This window comes from Enterobacter cloacae complex sp. 372C4 (genome assembly GCF_050030615.1).
GTDB classification, from domain to species: domain Bacteria; phylum Pseudomonadota; class Gammaproteobacteria; order Enterobacterales; family Enterobacteriaceae; genus Enterobacter; species Enterobacter intestinihominis.
The window spans coordinates 721,751-740,192 of sequence record NZ_JBLGUQ010000001.1; the positions used below are offsets into that span (position 1 = coordinate 721,751).

At 57.0% G+C, this 18,442-nt stretch carries 17 protein-coding genes and 1 other RNA gene; 11 read left to right on the forward strand and 7 right to left on the reverse strand.

The genetic code is table 11. The features are described 5' to 3' along the window. The first annotated feature begins 87 nt into the window (after window positions 1-87). Window positions 88-451: a transfer-messenger RNA gene (gene ssrA, locus ACQG11_RS03430) on the forward strand. A gap of 72 nt (window positions 452-523) precedes the next feature. On the opposite strand, the gene ACQG11_RS03435 is transcribed toward ssrA, so the two are convergent. The 5 genes from ACQG11_RS03435 to ACQG11_RS03455 all read right to left on the reverse strand — a co-directional run bounded on the left by ACQG11_RS03435 (window position 524) and on the right by ACQG11_RS03455 (window position 6,472). Beyond that, window positions 524-1,834 (reverse strand): amidase, encoded by a 1,311-nt coding sequence (locus ACQG11_RS03435; protein WP_426728178.1) that lies wholly within the window; start codon window positions 1,832-1,834, stop codon window positions 524-526. 54 nt (window positions 1,835-1,888) lie between these two features. After that, window positions 1,889-3,184 (reverse strand): histidinol dehydrogenase, encoded by a 1,296-nt coding sequence (gene hisD, locus ACQG11_RS03440; RefSeq protein WP_045308434.1) that lies wholly within the window; start codon window positions 3,182-3,184, stop codon window positions 1,889-1,891. Further along, on the reverse strand, window positions 3,185-4,327 hold the full coding sequence (locus ACQG11_RS03445; RefSeq protein WP_015571629.1) for an ester cyclase: 1,143 nt from the start codon (window positions 4,325-4,327) through the stop codon (window positions 3,185-3,187). It abuts the gene before it with no gap. Window positions 4,328-4,433: 106 nt separating this feature from the next. Further along, on the reverse strand, window positions 4,434-5,405 hold the full coding sequence (locus ACQG11_RS03450) for a nuclear transport factor 2 family protein (protein ID WP_022649093.1): 972 nt from the start codon (window positions 5,403-5,405) through the stop codon (window positions 4,434-4,436). Beyond that, the gene (locus tag ACQG11_RS03455; RefSeq protein ID WP_023298419.1) at window positions 5,402-6,472 is read right to left on the reverse strand and encodes a LacI family DNA-binding transcriptional regulator; all 1,071 of its coding nucleotides are present in this window, start codon (window positions 6,470-6,472) and stop codon (window positions 5,402-5,404) included. The genes ACQG11_RS03450 and ACQG11_RS03455 overlap by 4 nt, the downstream gene beginning before the upstream one ends. Window positions 6,473-6,780: 308 nt before the next feature. Here ACQG11_RS03455 and ACQG11_RS03460 point away from each other — a divergent pair, with 308 nt between their 5' ends. The 6 genes from ACQG11_RS03460 to ACQG11_RS03485 all read left to right on the forward strand — a co-directional run bounded on the left by ACQG11_RS03460 (window position 6,781) and on the right by ACQG11_RS03485 (window position 12,900). After that, entirely contained in the window at window positions 6,781-8,019 is a 1,239-nt protein-coding gene (locus ACQG11_RS03460; RefSeq protein ID WP_022649095.1) for an MFS transporter, read from the forward strand. Between the two features lie 75 nt (window positions 8,020-8,094). Beyond that, on the forward strand, window positions 8,095-9,417 hold the full coding sequence (gene hisD, locus ACQG11_RS03465) for a histidinol dehydrogenase (RefSeq protein ID WP_022649096.1): 1,323 nt from the start codon (window positions 8,095-8,097) through the stop codon (window positions 9,415-9,417). Between the two features lie 3 nt (window positions 9,418-9,420). Next, complete coding sequence (locus ACQG11_RS03470; RefSeq protein ID WP_063137595.1) at window positions 9,421-10,185, forward strand: SDR family NAD(P)-dependent oxidoreductase; 765 nt, start codon at window positions 9,421-9,423, stop codon at window positions 10,183-10,185. 8 nt (window positions 10,186-10,193) lie between these two features. Then, entirely contained in the window at window positions 10,194-10,937 is a 744-nt protein-coding gene (locus tag ACQG11_RS03475) for an alpha/beta fold hydrolase (RefSeq protein ID WP_023298422.1), read from the forward strand. Next, window positions 10,919-11,710 carry an HpcH/HpaI aldolase family protein gene (locus ACQG11_RS03480; protein WP_022649099.1) on the forward strand — a complete coding sequence of 264 codons (792 nt, stop codon included), beginning with the start codon at window positions 10,919-10,921 and terminating at the stop codon, window positions 11,708-11,710. Before ACQG11_RS03475 ends, ACQG11_RS03480 begins: the two co-directional genes overlap by 19 nt. Before the next feature lie 11 nt (window positions 11,711-11,721). Next, the gene (locus ACQG11_RS03485; RefSeq protein ID WP_426728179.1) at window positions 11,722-12,900 is read left to right on the forward strand and encodes a cupin; all 1,179 of its coding nucleotides are present in this window, start codon (window positions 11,722-11,724) and stop codon (window positions 12,898-12,900) included. Between the two features lie 14 nt (window positions 12,901-12,914). Here ACQG11_RS03485 and ACQG11_RS03490 read toward each other — a convergent pair whose 3' ends face one another. Then, complete coding sequence (locus tag ACQG11_RS03490) at window positions 12,915-13,844, reverse strand: LysR family transcriptional regulator (RefSeq protein WP_058646213.1); 930 nt, start codon at window positions 13,842-13,844, stop codon at window positions 12,915-12,917. A 108-nt stretch (window positions 13,845-13,952) separates the two neighbouring features. Here ACQG11_RS03490 and ACQG11_RS03495 point away from each other — a divergent pair, with 108 nt between their 5' ends. From ACQG11_RS03495 to ACQG11_RS03505, 3 genes are all read left to right on the forward strand, one after another. After that, window positions 13,953-14,558, forward strand: coding sequence for an NADPH-dependent F420 reductase (locus tag ACQG11_RS03495; protein WP_045308437.1), 606 nt, complete (start codon window positions 13,953-13,955; stop codon window positions 14,556-14,558). A gap of 18 nt (window positions 14,559-14,576) precedes the next feature. Next, on the forward strand, window positions 14,577-15,458 hold the full coding sequence (locus tag ACQG11_RS03500; protein WP_426728180.1) for a helix-turn-helix domain-containing protein: 882 nt from the start codon (window positions 14,577-14,579) through the stop codon (window positions 15,456-15,458). A 101-nt stretch (window positions 15,459-15,559) separates the two neighbouring features. After that, window positions 15,560-16,306: an SDR family oxidoreductase gene (locus tag ACQG11_RS03505; protein ID WP_022649104.1), complete on the forward strand. Its 747-nt coding sequence runs from the start codon at window positions 15,560-15,562 to the stop codon at window positions 16,304-16,306. A gap of 39 nt (window positions 16,307-16,345) precedes the next feature. On the opposite strand, the gene ACQG11_RS03510 is transcribed toward ACQG11_RS03505, so the two are convergent. After that, a complete protein-coding gene (locus tag ACQG11_RS03510; protein WP_426728181.1) occupies window positions 16,346-17,068 on the reverse strand; it encodes an SDR family oxidoreductase in 723 nt (240 codons plus the stop codon). Between the two features lie 98 nt (window positions 17,069-17,166). On the opposite strand from ACQG11_RS03510, the gene ACQG11_RS03515 reads away from it, so the two are divergent. Beyond that, window positions 17,167-18,084, forward strand: a complete 918-nt coding sequence (locus ACQG11_RS03515; protein ID WP_063148625.1) for a LysR family transcriptional regulator — start codon at window positions 17,167-17,169, stop codon at window positions 18,082-18,084. Window positions 18,085-18,442: the final 358 nt, after the last annotated feature.

Genomic DNA, 18,442 nt, shown 5'->3' on the forward strand with positions numbered 1-18,442 from the left:
CTGCGCGCTTATTGTACTATTCAATAAGTTAGCGTTTCGGGCTGGTATCGAGGAAGTGAAATCTGGTATACTGAGTTCAACACTATTGGGGCTGATTCTGGATTCGACGGGATTTGCGAAACCCAAGGTGCATGCCGAGGGGCGGTTTGCCTCGTTAAAAGCCGCAAAAAAATAGTCGCAAACGACGAAAACTACGCTTTAGCAGCTTAATAACCTGCTAAGAGCCCTCTCTCCCTAGCTTCCGCTCTTAAGACGGGGATCAAAGAGAGGTCAAACCCAAAAGAGATCGCGTGGAAACCCTGCCTGGGGTTGAAGCGTTAAAACTAATCAGGCTAGTTCGTTAGTGGCGTGTCTGTCCGCAGCTGGCGTGCGAATGTAAAGACAAACTAAGCATGTAGTACCGAGGATGTAGAAATTTCGGACGCGGGTTCAACTCCCGCCAGCTCCACCAAATAATGATCCGGATATGTCCGGTGAAGTACAGAAAGCCCGCACTGCGCAAGCTCTGCGGGCTTTTTTGTATCTATCCCTTCTCGCCCAGCGCCCCCTCACACGCCAGCGCCAGCACCATCAGTGCCGCCTCATCCTCCTGCACCGATAACATCTCCATCCCCACCGGCAGACCGATACGGCTTACGCCGCACGGCAACGTTATAGCTGGCAGGCCGCTGATGGCGGCCAGTTCCGGCGCGCAGCCTGGCGGCATCTTCGCCATACTTTCTGGTAACCGTTGTACGGTGGGATACACAAATCCGTCGATGCGCTGTGCCTCCGCCACCTGGCAAAGGCTCTGCCGTAACAGGCGCTGAAAGCGACGCCCCGCCAGCCAGTGCGGGGTTTTCAGCGTGCTACTCAACAGCATCTGACGTAGAAACGGCGCAAACTCTGGCAGGAAAGCGCCGGAGTCCACAATGCTTGTTAGTCCGGAGGGAGCGCCAGGCTGTTTGCTAAGCCAGTCGTCAATCGCCACGCGAAATTCATACAGGCTCAGGCATGTCGCCTGACTTACGTCGTCCAGCAAAGGTAATGATACCTCCACCAGCGTTGCTCCGGCACGACGCAACGTGTGCAGCGCCGACTGCCAGACCTCCAGCTGTACCTCATCCTCTCCCTGTAACGCGGTTACCACACCAAAGCGAACGCCTTTCAGCGAACGCACAGGAAGCGCAACCGGTGGCAAACCATGGATCACAGCATGCAGCAAGGCGGCATCTTCAACGCTATGTACCATTGGCCCAACGGTATCTTTGCTGGGCGAGAGCGGCGCCACGCCATCCAGCTGTGAACGGAGAAAAGCAGGCCGTAGCCCCACCAGCCCGGTATAGCTACAGGGAATGCGGATAGAGCCGCCGGTATCGGTACCCAATGCGCCATCCGCCATCCCCGCCGCCACCGCCGCGGCGCATCCTCCGCTGGAACCTCCGGCGGTGAGTGACGGGCGAAGCGGGTTTGCCACATCGCCCCCCAGCGAGCTTCGCGAGCGCACGTCAAAAGCAAACTCGGACATATTCGCTCTGGCGAGGATAATCGCTCCTGCCCTGCGCAACCGCTGTATAACAAGCGCATCCGACATCGCGTTAAGTGAGGCCAGCGCCCGGCAGCCAAGAGTAATGGGCATCGGTGCGCAGGCAATATTATCTTTGACGATCAACGGCACGCCGTGCAGGGGGCCGATCGGCTCCCCGCGTCGACGCTGCTGCTGATGCTGTTCCGCCTGAGACATGGCGTCAGGGTTAACCCCGAGGATCGCGTTGAGCGCCCGGTGCTGCTGAATGACGTCGAGACGGCGGGCAATTTCCTCCGGGCAGTCGTCTGGCGGTATCAGGCGCTTCATAGTCTCAGGCTCCCTCGTGATGAAAACCGGGCAGAAGGCTGCCCGGGATACGTTTTAGTCCCGCATGCCGGTAGTAATGGCATCAATGTCCTGCGGACGCAGACGAATTTCCGCCGCCCGTCGGTGCCCCTGCATCCCCTCGGTACGGCTCTGGCGGATCGCCGGTTCTGCGATTGCCGGGATACCCTGCTCGTCAATCCACTGATGGGTACAGATTTTGACGTACGCCCCAACCCACAGACCGCCGGTATAGCGTGCCGCCGCCATCGTCGGTAACGTATGGTTGGTGCCGCAGCATTTATCAGAGAACACCACGCTGGCGTTCTGACCAATAAACAGCGAGCCATAGTTGCGGATCTTCGCCGCCGTCGCGTGCGGATCGCGGGTATGCACCTGCAAATGCTCCGTCGCCATATGGTCAGCAAACGCAATCAGCTGTGCTTCATCTTCGCAGAGCACAATCTCACCCTGCCGGCGCCACGCCTCCCCCGCCGTGGCGGCCGTTGGCAGGCTGGCAAGCTGACGCTCAACCTCCGCCAGGGTACGCTCAGCGATATCCCGGCTGGTTGTCGCCAGCCCGACGCGGGTATGAATATCGTGTTCTGCCTGCGCCAGCATATCGGCGGCCAGAATGCGCGGATCGGCGCTGTCGTCAGCGATAGTGAAAATCTCGCTCGGCCCGGCGAGGGCATCAATGCCGACTCGACCAAACACCTGGCGTTTCGCTTCGTTAACGAAGGCGTTGCCTGGCCCAACGATTTTGTCCACCGATGGAATGCTCTCCGTTCCCCAGGCCATGGCCGCAATGGCCTGCGCGCCACCTACCCTGAAAATGCGGTGCGCGCCCGCCAGATGGCAAACCGCGATCATCGCCGGATGCGCTCCCGGCGGCAGACAGGCGATGATCTGTTCGCAGCCCGCCACCGTCGCAGGGACAATCGACATCACCGGCGCAGAGAGGATCGGGTAACGCCCACCCGGCACGTAGCAGCCCACCGTCTGCACCGGGATGATCCGGTGACCGAGATGCACTCCAGGCAGCGTCTCAACTTCCAGCGGCTGCATGGTCGCCAGCTGCGCCTGCGCAAAACGACGCACCTGATTAATAGCAAACTCGCTGTCGCGGCGCGTCTGGGCATCCATCCCCTGCAGTGCTTCGGCGATCTCCTGCTCGCTCACCTCAAAGTGCGTCGGCACGACGTTATCAAACTGCTGCGAAAAGGCTCTTAGCGCCGTATCGCCTTCGGTTTTCACGCGCTCGATAATGGCGCTGACCTTCTCCGTCAGGGAACGATCGGCCTGCGCATCCTGCCCCTGCGGGCGCTTAATCCAGCTCACCTGATTTAACATTTACGCGTCCTCCATCTGGCCGAGTTTGATTTGCGCCAGCAGCGCCAGGTGGTCATACACGACCCATTCATCAACAATTTTGCCGTTGACGATGTGGTAGTGCGACATGCCCATCACGAACAGTCGTTCTCCGGTCGGCTTGCCCAGTTCGCCGTAACCCAGGTGATGCCCTTCGATGATCCAGCGAACCGCCACTTTGACGCCGCCTTCATCGCACGGGTTGGAACAGATATGCTGCGGCAGCCACGCGCCGTCAGGGATCATCCCCACCAGCGCCAGCGTCTGATGGGTTACCGCCGCGGTGCCGTACAGCTCTTTCATCAGCGGGCCATGCCACTGCACGTTAGGGGCGTAAACCTCTTTGATTTTGCCGAACATCCGACGATTGTAGATCTCATGCAGCCAGCGCAGACACTGCTCTTCCGTATCGGTGTGTGCAATGGATACATCGCACTCCATCTCCGGCGGATATTGTCCCAGCATGCGGCCATTTTCGCCGATGTCCATCACGCGGAAGCCTTTATCAAACTGCTCCTTTGCCATATTAAATGCGATTTGATCGGTATTCAGGCCAAGCTGTTTCATTAACGACATGTTGTCGCTGACCACCCACTCCCGGTAAATTTTATTCTCGTGGATCATGCAATCTGCCACGGTACGGGTAACGAAGGTGCGGTTGGTCGGCTTGCCTAAATGGCTGTGCTGGGTATGCCGCCCGCTTCCCGTCACCAGGTGAGAGGTATAAAAACCGTCAACATCATTTCCGTTCCAGATAACCTGGGTTGCCATGCCGCGCCGCTCCGGGAAGGCAATTAAGCGTTGCAGCGTATCCTGTACCACCTGCTCACGGTTATAGAGTGTCCCCAGCGCGTTATACAGCACGCAGTTATGGGTATAGTGAGAATAAATTAAGCCGACATCGCGCTCGTCCCATATTTTATGGGTGCAGCGAACTATATAATCGACAATATCGGTATAGCAGTCATCAAAGCCGCGTAATGATTGCACGCGCGGTCTTTTTTCCGGTACCAGATCGACAAAATCACGACGCTCCACCTGTAATACAGGTTCCTCTTTCAGCGATTTCACGCTGCTTTTTTCGGGTACAGCTGGTGCTTTATTTGTTGCTTCGGTGGAAGACATATAAACTCCTGCTCTGTTTTCAGACAATAGGAACCCGCACCCGTAAGTGAGGGTGAATTAAACTCGATTATTTTCGGCAGCCAGAATAAGGGGGCTGCCGCCCCTGTTAATTCACTATTTGCGACCAGATCGCTAATTCATCGATCCCCAGATATTCACGGAAAATTAAACCATCACGTAATTCAAGCTGGCTGATACCGGTAATTGATATGGGTTTACGGGTTGGCGCACCAAATTTGCCGTAACCGTCATGCCAGGTTAATAACGACCAGCGCAGGGAAAGCCGAATCGGCTCGTTAGGATCTTTACGCACAATCAGATGATGGAGCTGCGTTTCGCTGTCGGCAAATGAAGCGCGGTAGCCAGAAAGCTGTGCGCCAATTTCCTGCTCACCGGTGCAGAGGCAATGACCCGGCGCGTAAAGCGTCGCCGCTGGGTGATAGAGACCGGGCACCACGCCACTGTTACCGCCCGCCCACATGGTTAAGTAGCGCTCAACGACGCCTGCCAGCGCCCCTTCTACGTCGTCGCCCTCGGGCCCGCCCGCCCAGCGGGCATCCAGCGTCTCGGCAGAGACCGCCTCCACGCCAAGCTGCTGGCGCATGGTCGCCAGGTTAAAGGCAAATTCGCGGATATCCAGCCCCAGTTGCGCCACAATCGCAGCACGATCCTGAAGCAGCCACTCCTGGCGTACGGCCCCATCAACACAGATGCGATCGGCCCAGGTGCGGACCCAGACATTTTTCCCGGTCGGCGGGCCAAAAAATCCCTCCCCCTGATGCTGAATGCGGGCTACGGTACGCTGAGCCGCATAGTACTCGTCCCCCGGGTTCTGGCTGCACAGAATATCCTCCGTCAGCACCGCTCGCTGCGGGAAGCTGTGCATCGCCTCAAGCGTCAGGCGCATAAACTGGGAAAGCTCATGCAGCTGTTTTTCGGGGGTAGTGAAAACCACCGGCGTGGCGTAAAAATCCGCCAGCTGGCCGATATCTTTCTGCTCCCAGACGACATGCGTCAGCGTCAAAATGAACTGCTGGATAGAGTCGAATTGAGGGCTGAAGCCCCGCAATCTGGTCATGTGCGCTCCTTAGACTGGAATAGCGTTAAACCATTGGTTTCGATAACGCCGCTGCGTGGGCGACGCGCCGAGTGGCGTATCACCAGCGTACCGGGCACCGTAATCTGTTCAGGCTCTATGGTTCCGCTGTCAATTTGCTTCATTAACAGTTCCACCGTGGCATCTACCATCGCGCCGACCGGCTGCGACGCCGAGGTCAACGCATAAGAGGGCCAGCCGGAAGGGCCGATGTCGTCATACCCGACAATGGAGACCTCCTCCGGAATGCGCAAACCAAACTCATAGCGCGCCACATCCATTACCGTGACGGCCATATGATCGTTGGCGACAAAGACCGCATCCGGCGCTGGCGACGCCGAAAACAGGGTATAAGCCGCCCGGGTGGTTTGCTGAGCGTCGTAATTCCCGTGCACCACCCGCACATCGGTGATGCCATGTTCTTCCAGCGTGGAGATGAACCCGCGCTGGCGGGCGATATTGACCGGGGAATCAGCCACGCCGCCCACGTAGGCAAAACGCTTGTGCTCCCCCGCCAGCAGAAACTCGGCAATCTGCCGCGCGGCCGCTTCGTTATTACTGTTGACGCTGGAGGCCATGCCACTCTCTTCGCTGCGGTTAAACAGCACTACCGGGATCCCGGCGGCAAGACACTCCTCGGATAACTCCAGCGACAGCGTCACCGAGGCCAGCACAATGCCATCCACCCGGTACTGCATAATCTGGTCAAAAATACGGTCAACGTTACCGTCCCGGTCGCCAACGAACAGCAGCAGGTGATAGTTCAGCGTATCCAGCTTTTGTGCCAGCGCCTCCAGCACCTGCGAGTAAAAGGGGTTATCAAAGTAAGAAATGACGACACCGATAATGCGCGAACGCGCCGTGTTGAGCGAACGGGCTATCGCATTCGGGCGATAGCCCAACTCGCGCGCCGCCTTCAGCACTTTTTCACGCGTTGCCGGTGAAATGCTGGCCCCCGGCGTGAACGTTCGCGACACCGCAGATTGCGATACCCCCGCCAGTTGAGCGACCTGTTGGGATGTGACTGCTGCAAAAGTCTTACGTTTCATTACCCCTGATTCCTTATCAACGTCCTGCCCATTTGCGCGTGCTTCAAACGCCTCAGCAAGTGGGTGTTTTTTATACTTACACCACCTTTGCATGCGTATGCAACACAAAAAATTAAAATTCTCACAACAAGATCGAGATCACTTTACAAACATGAAACCTTTTCGTAACTTCAAATCTTGAATACGTATGCAAAGAGTTTTCATACCGTCAATGGTACCGGAGAGAACAGGAGTCGCCCAAAGGATTGAACCGGTAAACATCGTCCCTGACTGGTTATAACCCATTAATTCTTAAGAGGTTCAAAACCATGTTTCAAGCACTGTTACGCCGTCGGGAAGCCCGGCTCTTTTTCATCATCAGCATCCTGTTCTTTATCTGCATCCATAGCATTGATGCATTCCTGGCCCCCATGATGATCAACCAGGGCATTGAGCCACAGATCATGGGCATCATCATGGGCGCATCCGGGCTGGCAACCCTTCTGATACGCTTCCCGTTAGGCATTATTTCCGACGTGGTTAAAAGCCGCAGGATCTTCATCCAGATTGGCCTGCTGCTGCCAATTATCGCCTGGCCAATTGCCTGGCTTGAACCCAATGCCATTACGCTGTATCTGGCGAAAGCGGCAGACGGCGTCACGGCGGCGACATGGGTGCTGTACAACATCCTGTTCATGCGTTACTTCGGTCGCAACGAAGCCCCTGCCGCCGTCGCGCTGCTGGCGCTGGCAGGGCCCATCGGCGTGTTTCTCGGCAACTGTATTGGCGCGGTGCTGATTCACTATTTTGCCAATAACATCGCCTTTTTTGTCTCCTGCATCTCCGCCCTGGTGGCGCTGATCCTGACGACCCGCATTCAGGACGTGCACGACCCGGTGCAGGCCCCCACGCTTAAAGCCTGCATCACCGGCGCGCGCCAGCAGCTGGCCGACCGTTCCGTCTGGCTGATTGGCATCCTGGCGACCGTCGTCATTCTGGTGCCCTTCGCCACCCGGGACACGCTGACGCCGGTCTACGCCGAACAGCTCGGCGCCCGGGCGGGGATCCTCGCGGTGCTCGGAAACATCCACCTTCTGTTTTACGGGCTGGCCATCGCCCTGTGCAGCTCGGTGTTTTATCAGCGCCTTGGGCTGGTAAAAACCGCCGTGCTCGGCATCGTTTTACAGGTGATCTCCACCTTCGGCATTCCCTTTACCAGCAATATGTACGTCATTTACCTGTGGCAGGCGCTGGCAGGTTTTTCGTTCGGTATGGCCTTTGCCGCATTCATGTCGCTCAGCGTAGTGAATACCTCGTCTGATGAACAATCCACGCGAATGGGACTATTCCAGACCATTTATTCCTGCGGCATGTTTGTCGGGCCGGTAATGATGGGCGTAATGATGCAACATATTAACCTGTCGTCCGGTTATATATTGATTGCCGCCCTTTCCGTTGTGGCCGCTATTGCCACGCCGCTGTCCGCTCGATGGGTATATGCCCGTAAAACGCAAACCTCAGCCCAATTATTAAAAAACGGTGCGTACGCCGCCGCGCCGGATCAATAACCCACTTAGAAGTAAACACCCTTTCCCGGTCTGCCGGGAGGACAACTGACATCTAAAAAAGTTAAGGAGAAGCGTGTGTCCTGGAAATTAAAAACCGGTAAATCTACCGAAGAGCGCCAGCAAGCCAACCAGCAAATAAGAGAAACGGTTGAGCAAATACTTGCAGATATTGAAAAACGTGGAAATAAAGCCATTCGCGAATTATCCATTAAATTCGATCGTTATGACCGTCAGGATTATCGTCTGACCCCCGCGGAGATCGACCGCTGCATAAAACAGTTAAGCCGCCAGGATATTCAGGATATTGAATTCGCCCAACAGCAGGTGGCGAATTTTGCCCGCGCGCAGAAAGAATGCCTGCGGGATCTGGAAATTGAAACGCGTCCCGGCGTTATTCTCGGGCATAAAAATATTCCGATTAACGCCGTGGGATGTTACGTGCCTGGCGGAAAATATCCCCTGCTCGCCTCCGCGCACATGTCGATTATCACCGCCAGCGTGGCGGGGTGCTCAAGAATTATCAGCTGTGCCCCGCCGTTTAACGGTCAGCCCGCCCCGGCGATTGTCGCGGCGCAAAAAATGGCTGGCGCAACGGAAATCTATGCCCTTGGCGGCATTCAGGCGATAGGCGCCATGGCGCTGGGCACGGACTCGCTGGCACCGGTCGACATGCTGGTCGGCCCCGGTAACGCCTTCGTCGCGGAGGCCAAACGCCAGCTATTCGGCCGGGTAGGTATCGATCTGTTTGCCGGTCCGACGGAAACGCTGGTGATTGCCGATGACACCGTTGACGCGGAAATGTGCGCCACGGACCTGCTGGGCCAGGCCGAACACGGCGTCACCACCCCTGCCATCCTGCTGACGAACTCGCTCCAGCTTGCCAAAGAGACGCTCAGCGAAGTGGAACGGCTGCTGGAAAAGCTCCCTACCGCCGACATTGCCCGCCAGTCATGGCAGGACTACGGGGAAATCATCGTCTGCGACAGCTACGAAGAGATGCTGCTGGAGGCAGATCGTATCGCTTCCGAACATGTTCAGGTGATGACCGACCGGGACGACTGGTTCCTGGCTAACCTGACCAATTACGGCGCGCTGTTCCTTGGGCCGCGTACTAACGTGGCCTACGGCGATAAGGTGATCGGAACCAACCACACCCTGCCGACGCAAAAAGCCGCACGCTATACCGGCGGCCTGTGGGTGGGCAAGTTCATGAAAACCTGCACCTTCCAGAAAGTCCTCAGCGACGAAGCCACCGCCGAAATCGGCAGCTATTGTTCGCGTCTGTCGCTGCTGGAAGGGTTCGCCGGACATGCCGAGCAGGCCAATATTCGCGTGCGCCGTTATGGCCAGACGGAGGTTCCCTACGCCACACCGGCCCCGGTCAGGGAAAAGGTGTAAGCCATGACGCTTTTGCAAACGCCCTCTTTCACCCTGCACGGCAAACGCGCGCTGGTGACCGGCGGGTCAAGAGGGATTGGCTTCGCTGCCGCCGTCGCCCTCGCACAGGCGGGCGCAGAGGTATGGATCGCCGCCCGGGGCCACGAGGCGCTGGCGCATGCCGCAAGTCTGGCAGCGGAACACAGGCTCGCATTTCACCCGCTGGAGCTGGATATTACCGACGCTCAGGAGGTGGAGCGTGTGCTGGCGACATTGCCCACGCCCGACATTCTGGTGAACAGTGCCGGGCTGGCACGCCACCAGCCGTTTCTTGAGGTGAACGAGGACAATTTCGATGCGGTGATGGCGCTTAACCTGCGCGCCACCTTTTTTGTCAGCCAGCGCGTGGCGCGCAGAATGCGGGCGGGCGGTAAGGGAGGGTCGATTATTCACATCTCATCGCAAATGGGACACGTTGGAGGCCCCGAGCGTAGCGTGTACTGTGCCTCCAAATTCGCGCTTGAAGGGTTAACCCGAACGATGGCGCTGGAGCTGGGCGATGCGGGGATCCGCGTTAATACGCTGTGCCCGACCTTCATTGAAACCGACCTGACGCGCCCGGCGCTTGCCGATCCGGCGTTCCGCCACTACGTGCTGGACAACATCAAGCTGCGCCGGTTAGGCAGGCTGGAGGACATTATGGGCCCGGTAGTGTTTCTCGCCTCAGATGCCGCCGGGCTGATCACCGGCAGTGCCCTGATGGTTGACGGCGGCTGGACCGCTACGTGAGGGATGCAATGGAATATCCGCTTCTGGACAATACCGATCTGCCACTGGTGCTGCTTGGTGGCACGCTTTGTAACGCCCGGCTCTGGCAGCCCGTCATTGAACGGCTGAATGTCGCAGCGGTGTCGTGTATTACGCTGACGGGTGCGGAGTCCGCGCCGCAGGCGTCACGGCGGTTATTAGAGGTTCTGCCGCCGCGCTTTCTGCTGGCAGGGTTTTCTCTCGGTGCCATAGTCGCGCTGCAAATGGCCGCCGACGCGCCAGAAAGAGTGAACGGGCTGACGCTGATTTCCGTTAATCCGTTGCCCGTTGCGCCAGACACCCTCGCTTCACGCCGGGAAGCGGTACGCACCGCACAGGCGCGGGGCCTGGCCGACTGGCTGGTCTCCTCGCTGTGGCAGAGCTATGTCGCCCCGTCACGTCTGTCCGATCGGATCCTGCAAGAGACTATTTGCCGAATGGCGCAAGAGTGCGGCATTGAGACCTTTGCCGGGCAAACGGAAATGGCCATTCACCGGCAGGACAACCGGACTGCGTTTAACGCCCTCTCCTGCCCCACATTACTTCTAAACGGCGCGCAGGACGTTATCTGTACGCCCCATCATCATCAGCTACTGGCAGCAGGCAACGCGAACGTGACCAGGCATACGGTGGAGGCTGGCGGGCATTTTATTCCGCTGGAAACCCCGGATGAGATCGCGCCGCTGCTGCGTCAGTGGATAACGGAGTGCATACAGTGCGCAAAAACAGTTTAAAGACCGCATTTCTGGAAAATACTCCCATCATAAACGGCTGGCTGGCGATCCCGTCCGGTTATAGCGCGGAAATTATGGGCCATCAGGGTTACGACGCCGTCACCGTCGATTTGCAGCACGGCATGATTGATTTTGCCAGCGCGCTGTCAATGCTACAGGCGCTATCGGCCACGCCTGCCGTGCCGCTGGTGCGGGTGGCAGATAACGATCCGGCGCAAATCATGCGCGTATTAGACGCAGGAGCCTACGGCGTAATCTGCCCGATGATCTCCAGCGCGGAACAGGCTCGCCGTTTTGTCGCTGCCTGTCGCTATCCACCGCTGGGTGTTCGCTCCTTTGGTCCGGCCAGAGGTCTACTCTACGGCGGCAGTGATTATCCACAGCACGCTAACAACGAGATCCTGACGCTGGCGATGATCGAAACCCGCGAAGGGCTGGCTGATCTTGACGCCATCCTTGATACCGAAGGGCTGGACGGTGTGTTTATTGGCCCCAACGATCTCTCACTGACGCTGACCGGCAGCGCCAGCGCCGAATCGCAACATCCCGAAATGCTTGCTGCTATTGAGCGGGTGATTCACTGCTGCCGCCAGCAGCAGAAGATTGCCGGAATTTTCTGCACTTCCGGCGCGGCCGCCGCAGCGCGCATTGATCAGGGTTTTCAGTTTGTTACCCCTGCAAACGACGTCATGCAACTGGGTCGCGCCTCGCGTGAAGCCATTGCCCTCGCCCGCGGCAACGCTATCCCTACCACCGGTGCATCCGGTTATTAAAAGGAGAAATAATGAAAACCATCCATCTTACCCAGAGTCAGGCTCGAACACGGTTAATCGCCCCCGAGGACATGATTTCCTGTAATCTTGCTTTTATTGATTGCAAGCTACCCGGCTCGCATCTCAAACAAAACTATTCCTTCATCGGCCCGGGTGTAACTCAGTCCAGCGAGCAGATTGTTAATATCCCCGAGCCGCACGGCTTTAACATTGGCGCGGCGGCTATGCCGAAAGGGGTAACCAATAACCTGCATCTGCATTTCACCGCAGAAGTGTTCCTGATCCATGAAGGGACATGGCGTTTTCGCTGGGGCGCCAACGGCGAGCATGAAGCGGAATTTAGCGCGCCCACCATCCTCTCAATACCGACCTGGATCTTCCGCGGTTTCACCAACGTCAGTAAAGAAGATACCTGCGGCATGGTATTTACCGTGCTCGGCGGGGACAACACGGGCGGCATCATCTGGCATCCTTCCGTGCTGGCGGCAGCCAGTGAATACGGAATGTATTTGAGTAAAGACAACATGCTCATCACACAGGAAACCGGCGATCCGCGGCCTGACCCCGCCGCGCTGCTGACGCCGCTGTCAGAGGAATATATTGCCGGGCTGCGTGACTACAGCGTTGAGGAGATGCGCCAGCGTGCGGTAACCGGCGATGACCGCTGCTGGTCAGCCCAGGGACTGCTGGATTCGGTGCTGCCAGGACACGGCGGCGAAATTGCGCCGGTTATCGGTTTCGGCATTTCACAGGATCGGGATTCCGCTCCCGCTATCGTGAGCCCGCACGGTTTTTCCGTCGAATGGCTGCGTCTCGCCGAGGATCACGTTGTGGGCCGCCATCTCTGCCCGGATATTCAGGTCATTATGGTCTTTAAAGGCCAGCTGGAGATCACCTGGAACGAGGCGGGCGAAGAAGTGAGCGTTATCGCTCCGGAACGTTCGGTGATCTCTGTTCCGGCAAACAGCTGGCGTCGCTACCGCGCGGTTGACGGCAAAACGGAGTTTATTCTGACGACCCGCGGCGATCAGCGTAAGCGCCTCTACTGGGATGAAGCGATCCTGCAACAGGCGAGAGAACACAATCGCTGTCTCGATCCCGATGGCTACGTAGCCGATGCCGACATCCTGCCTGCCACGGCCCGTCGAGCCGGTGCGATAATGGAGACATGCAACAGCAACAAAACCTGAATTATCCGTTGAGCTCACTTGCCGGATCCGCTGCGTTCGTTGAGAGGCATGCCAGCCTGCATTTTCAGCCTGTTAACGAACCAGCGTCCGGCCGGGCCGGGCGGATGTTCCTCCAGGTGCACCGCCTGCATGGAAAAACCGGGCCCGACGTCGGGCTGCATCGGCACGTTCAGCGTAACCAGTTTTCCCGCTGCGAGATCTTCCTCGACCATTGGCAGCGGCATATAACCCCACCCCAGTCCGGCACGCAGGAAGGCGTGCTTCGCGCCCATATCCGCTAAATGCCATGTCTTTGACGACATGACGCCAAAGCTTCGGCCCACGGTGAGAGAGGAGCGATCGGTCAGCACCAGCTGGACGTGTTCCTGTAAAAGGGAACGAAGGATCGGACCGGACGCGGTCGCCAGCGGATGCTCAGGGGAGACAACGGCCACCGCAGGCACGCTGAGAAGGAATTCTGAGATGCATCCCGCCGGAAGATGCGGCAGCGATCCGGTTATCGCCACCCGGCAATGACCGTCCAGTAAAGGCTGGAACACCGCCCCCAACGCTTCCACATACAAACGCAGCGGGGTGTCAGGAAATGCCTGCTGAAACGCCTGCACCGCAGCGGTGAGCTGCGCTACGGGAAACATCACGTCGACGGACACCGCCAGTTCAGGCTCAAGACCTTCGGCTAAGGTGCGCGCCTTAGCCTTAAAGGCGTCCATCCCGGCAGTGGCAAGACGCGCCGCTTCCAGCATGGCGACGCCCGCCTCCGTCAGCTTCGGATAACGCCCGGTACGATCGAATAATGGAAACCCGACCTGTGCCTCAAGGTTTGCCAGCGTCGCGCTGACAACCGACTGCGCGCGCCGCAGCCTGCGACCGGCGGCGGAAAAACTCCCTTCATCAACGGCAGCAATAAAGGTGCGGAGTTGATCAACAGACATACCGTCCAGCATGTATCGCTCCAGCAGATGGATCCCATCTAATTATATAGGCTATTCAGATAGGTCAAAGATTACTACTCTCAGTGCATGTTCACTACTCTTCAATGAAGGAAATACAATATGAAAACGACTACTGTAGGTATCATCGGCGCTGGCGCTATCGGGCAAGCCTTTGCAGAACAACTGGTTAAAGCGGGCATGAACGCTATTCTGAGTAACAGCCGCGGGCCGGAAAGCCTGACTGCGGTGGTAGAGAAACTGGGCCACGGGGCTCGCGCTGGCACCGTAGAACAGGCCGCCCAGGCCGACATCGTTTTTGTCAGCACAAACTGGGACAAAACCGAGGCCGCGTTACGCGGCATCAACTGGGAGGGGCGTATCCTGATCGACGCGACCAACCCGGTCATACTGCCGGGCTTCACGCTGGCTGAACTGGGCGGAAAAAACTCAAGCCAGGTGGTGACACAGTGGGCTCCGGGTGCACGCGTCGTTAAAGCCTTCAATACTCTCCTTGCAGGGGTGCTGGCTCAGGATCCGGCGCAGGCGGGTGGCCGTCGTGTCGTCTTTATCTCCGGAGACCATCCTGACGCAAAGGCGGAAATAACAGCCTTAGCCGGGCAACTGGGCTTCGCAAGTATTGATTTAGGCAGCCTGGAGGTTGGCGGTACGCTACAACAATTCCCCGGAGGGCCTCTTCCGGCGGTGAACCTGGTGCAACTGGCATAGCTAAAGGCAACGATAAATATGACGCAGCGTACTTCCGCAGAGACCTTTGAAGAATACCTTCCCGGCAAGCTGATCAGGGAACATCGGGCGCAATCTTCCCGGGATGTATTCGTGCAAATTCTGGCGCGCAGACACGTGCAGGAAAACGTCATTATTCCGGCAGTGCCGGAGCCTTTTATCGTCTGGATCCTCTCAGGTAATGCCGTCGTTGAGGAGCGTTCCCCCGGTGAGCCGTGGTTAGCAAACCGCGTTACCGCAGGCGATTTCTTTCTCACAACGGCGGCTTCTCCTACTGAAATGCGCTGGCACGCCGGGCCAGATACGCCTTTCGTCGTTATGCATGTTTATATGGGAGTGGCTATGATGCAGGAGTATGAACTGCGGGAAGTCTCCGGCGCGCGCGACGACACGCTATCCGCCCTGCTGGAGCAGATACGTCAGGAGCTGTATCTGCAAAATCCACCCAGCGGCCCGTTTATTCAGGGCATTGCGCAGGCGCTGGCAGTACATCTGATTCGCACCTATGGCACACATGCGAAACGACACCGCGGGGGCTTGCAGGCATTTAAGCTGCACCGGGTCTTCACGGCAATGCGTGAAGGGTTAGCCCAGCCGTTTGACCTGGCACGCCTGGCTGAACTGACCGATCTTAGCGAATACCATTTTAGCCGCGCCTTTAAACAGTCAACCGGACTTTCCCCTTCTCACTACTTTATCCGGCTACGCATGGAGGAGGCGCGTCGCATGCTATCGGAAAGCAATGATTCCATTATCAATATTGCACTGAACGTTGGATACACCAGCCCCAGCCACTTTGCTGCCGTATTCCTCAGGCATAACGGCGTGACGCCCTCCCACTATCGCAGCGATTCCGTTCGCAGCAAAAGCCCGACAGTTTGAGCAAAAGCCCGCGCGAAGCGATTGCCAGAAAGATCCATTATTGACCCGTACTTCAGACATTCTTTCTCAAGCGTTGAAATTAACTCTCAAGAGGATCAACTATGGAACTCAACGGTAAAGTCGCGCTCATCACCGGTGCTTCAAGCGGAATTGGTGCCTCCACGGCCAAAAAGTTAGCGGAACAGGGCGTCAGGGTGGGTCTCGCTGCCCGCCGTCTGGATCGTCTTCAGGCGCTGGTGTCTGAAATTGAGGCTGCTGGCGGGGAAGCCATGGCGCTGGCCATGGATGTCACTGACCCGGCCTCAGTTAATAAAGGGGTGGAGGCACTGCACAAACGCTATGGCCATATTGATATCGCCTTTAATAACGCCGGGCTGATGCCGATTTCGGATATCGCCAGCCTCCGGGTTGACGAGTGGCATCGAATGGTAGATGTAAACGTAAAGGGCCTGTTTAACACGGTCGCGGCCGTATTGCCGATTATGCAGTCACAGCGCTCGGGTCATATCATCAATACCTCGTCGATCGCCGGGCGTAAAACGTTTCCCGGACTGGGCGTATACTGCGCGACGAAGCACGCGGTTGCCGCCTTCTCGGATATTTTGCGTATGGAGCTGGCCCCTCAGTTCAACATTCGCGTCACCTCGCTTCAGCCGGGTGCCGTTGAAAGTGAATTATTCGAGCATATCAGTGACGAAAATTATCGTGCACAGATGGAACAGCTGAAGGAGAAGATGACGTTCCTGAAAGCCGATGATATCGCCGACTCGATTCTTTACGTATTGCAGGCACCGGAACATGTGGACGTGGCAGAGCTGTTTATTATGCCGACCGAACAGCCGTGGTAAGAGGGTGAAGCGGGTCAGGCTGGTGCCTGACCCGCTACGTTAGTTTGCAGAGGCCGTAGGTCTGATGGTGATTTCGGTGGTATCGACACTCTCAGGCGCCTCGATGATGTGGCGCACGGCGCGAGCGATATCAGCCGGTTTGAGAGCAATAGCCCGGTACGCATCCATCACCGCCATGGTTTCTTCGTGCGTAATGGTCGAGGCCAGTTCGCTTTCCACTACCCCAGGGTTGACGCAGGTCACACGGATGTTCGAACTTTCCTGACGTAAACCATCGGAAATGGCCCGTACCGCAAATTTGGTCGCGCAATAGACGGCGGCCGTGGGCACGACGGACAAGGCACCAATCGAGCCTATATTGACGATCTGCCCCGAGCCCTGGGCTTCCATAATCGGCAAAACAGCACCAATACCCCACAGTACGCCCTTGATATTTACGTCAATGGTGCGCTCCCATTCATCCTGCTTGCCAGCCGAAAGCGGAGAGAGAGGCATAATGCCCGCGTTGTTAATAAGTACGTCAATGCGGCCCCACTTATCCCGTGCTGCCTGAACGAAGGCGGCCATCGACTGGCGGCTGGAAACGTCTAATACCTGAGCCTCTGCCTCCCCTCCTGCGCTGCGGATTTCATCAGCCAGAGCGTGGATGCGATCCAGCCTGCGTGCACCCAGGAACACTTTTGCGCCTGCCTTGCCGAGCTCTCTGGCGATACCTTCTCCGATACCGCTGGAGGCGCCGGTAATTAAGATGACTTTGTTCATGTTTTACTCCTTCAGTTGAGTTCACTGCAATCATAGATACAGACCATTGTTTCTTGTATCCTGCCTTTACTGGACTCACTGGTTAGTAATGTTAAACAATGAAAATCGATCTTAATTTGTTACCGCTTTTTCTGGCGGTCGCCGAAGAACGCAGCTTCAGCGCTGCCGCCGGGCGCCTGGGCATAACCCGTTCCGCTGTCAGCCAGGGAATAAGACGTCTCGAAGATGGGTTTCAGACCCTGCTGGTGATGCGCACCACGCGCTCGGTAAGGCTCACCGAAGCGGGTGAACGGTTGCATAAATCGTTGCTGGGGCCCATCGCCAACATTGAGGCGGCCTTTGACGACATCACCTCGGACAGCATACCGCGCGGACAGCTCAGGATCGCTGTCACCTCAATTGCGGAAGCGTTTCTTTCGGGCCCACTGCTCGCCTCGTTTACGGCCGCGCATCCTGCGGTATCGCTTGATGTTTTCGTGTCAGATGAGGAATTCGATATCGTGGCAGCGGGCTATGACGCCGGGGTGAGGCTGGGCGAAGTTATCGAAAAAGACATGATCGCTATTCCCCTTACGGGCCAGCAGCGTGAACGGGTGGTGGCTTCACCTTCCTATCTGGCGACACACAGCGCACCGACGCACCCCCGTGAACTGGTCGCTCATCGGTGTATCGGCTGGCGCCCTTCCCCGGACGTTGCCCCCTATCGCTGGGAGTTTGAGGAAGCAGGCGTCCCTTTCGATGTGGCAATTGAACCACAAATCACCACTAACGATCTGCGTCTTATGCTCAGCCTCGCGCTGGCCGGCGGTGGTATAACCTTTGCCACGGAGGACACCTTCACACCGTACATTGAATCAGGACAGCTGGTTTCCTTACTGGATGCGTTTCTTCCATCTTTTCCTGGTTTTTATCTCTATTTTCCCCAGCGCCACAATATGGCCCCCAAGCTCAGAGCCCTGATCGAGCACATCCGCCAGTGGCGACAGCTCCCCGCCACGCAGCCTACACTGCGTTAAATGGTTCCAACCCTGAATGCAGATTTTCCTCAATCTACTGCGTCCCTTTGATGAGCATCAACGACAGCACGTCATTACCATGGAAAATGACAACGGACACGATGGGCAGGACTTCACACAAGGATGGAACCTTAAAAATGTACAGACCAATAGTTGTTATCCTCTTTATTCTTTTGACATTAGCCGCCCTCGTGGAAATCGGCATAATTTCTTTAGGCTAATACCGATAGCCTCTGAAAGGCCACGCTTGCGGCCTTTTATTTATTAAACATGAGAAGAAAATACGTAATTTTTTTGAGTAGCAGAAATTAACCCGCCCGTAAAAATATATTTTATAAATGAGAGAGTTTTAAATATA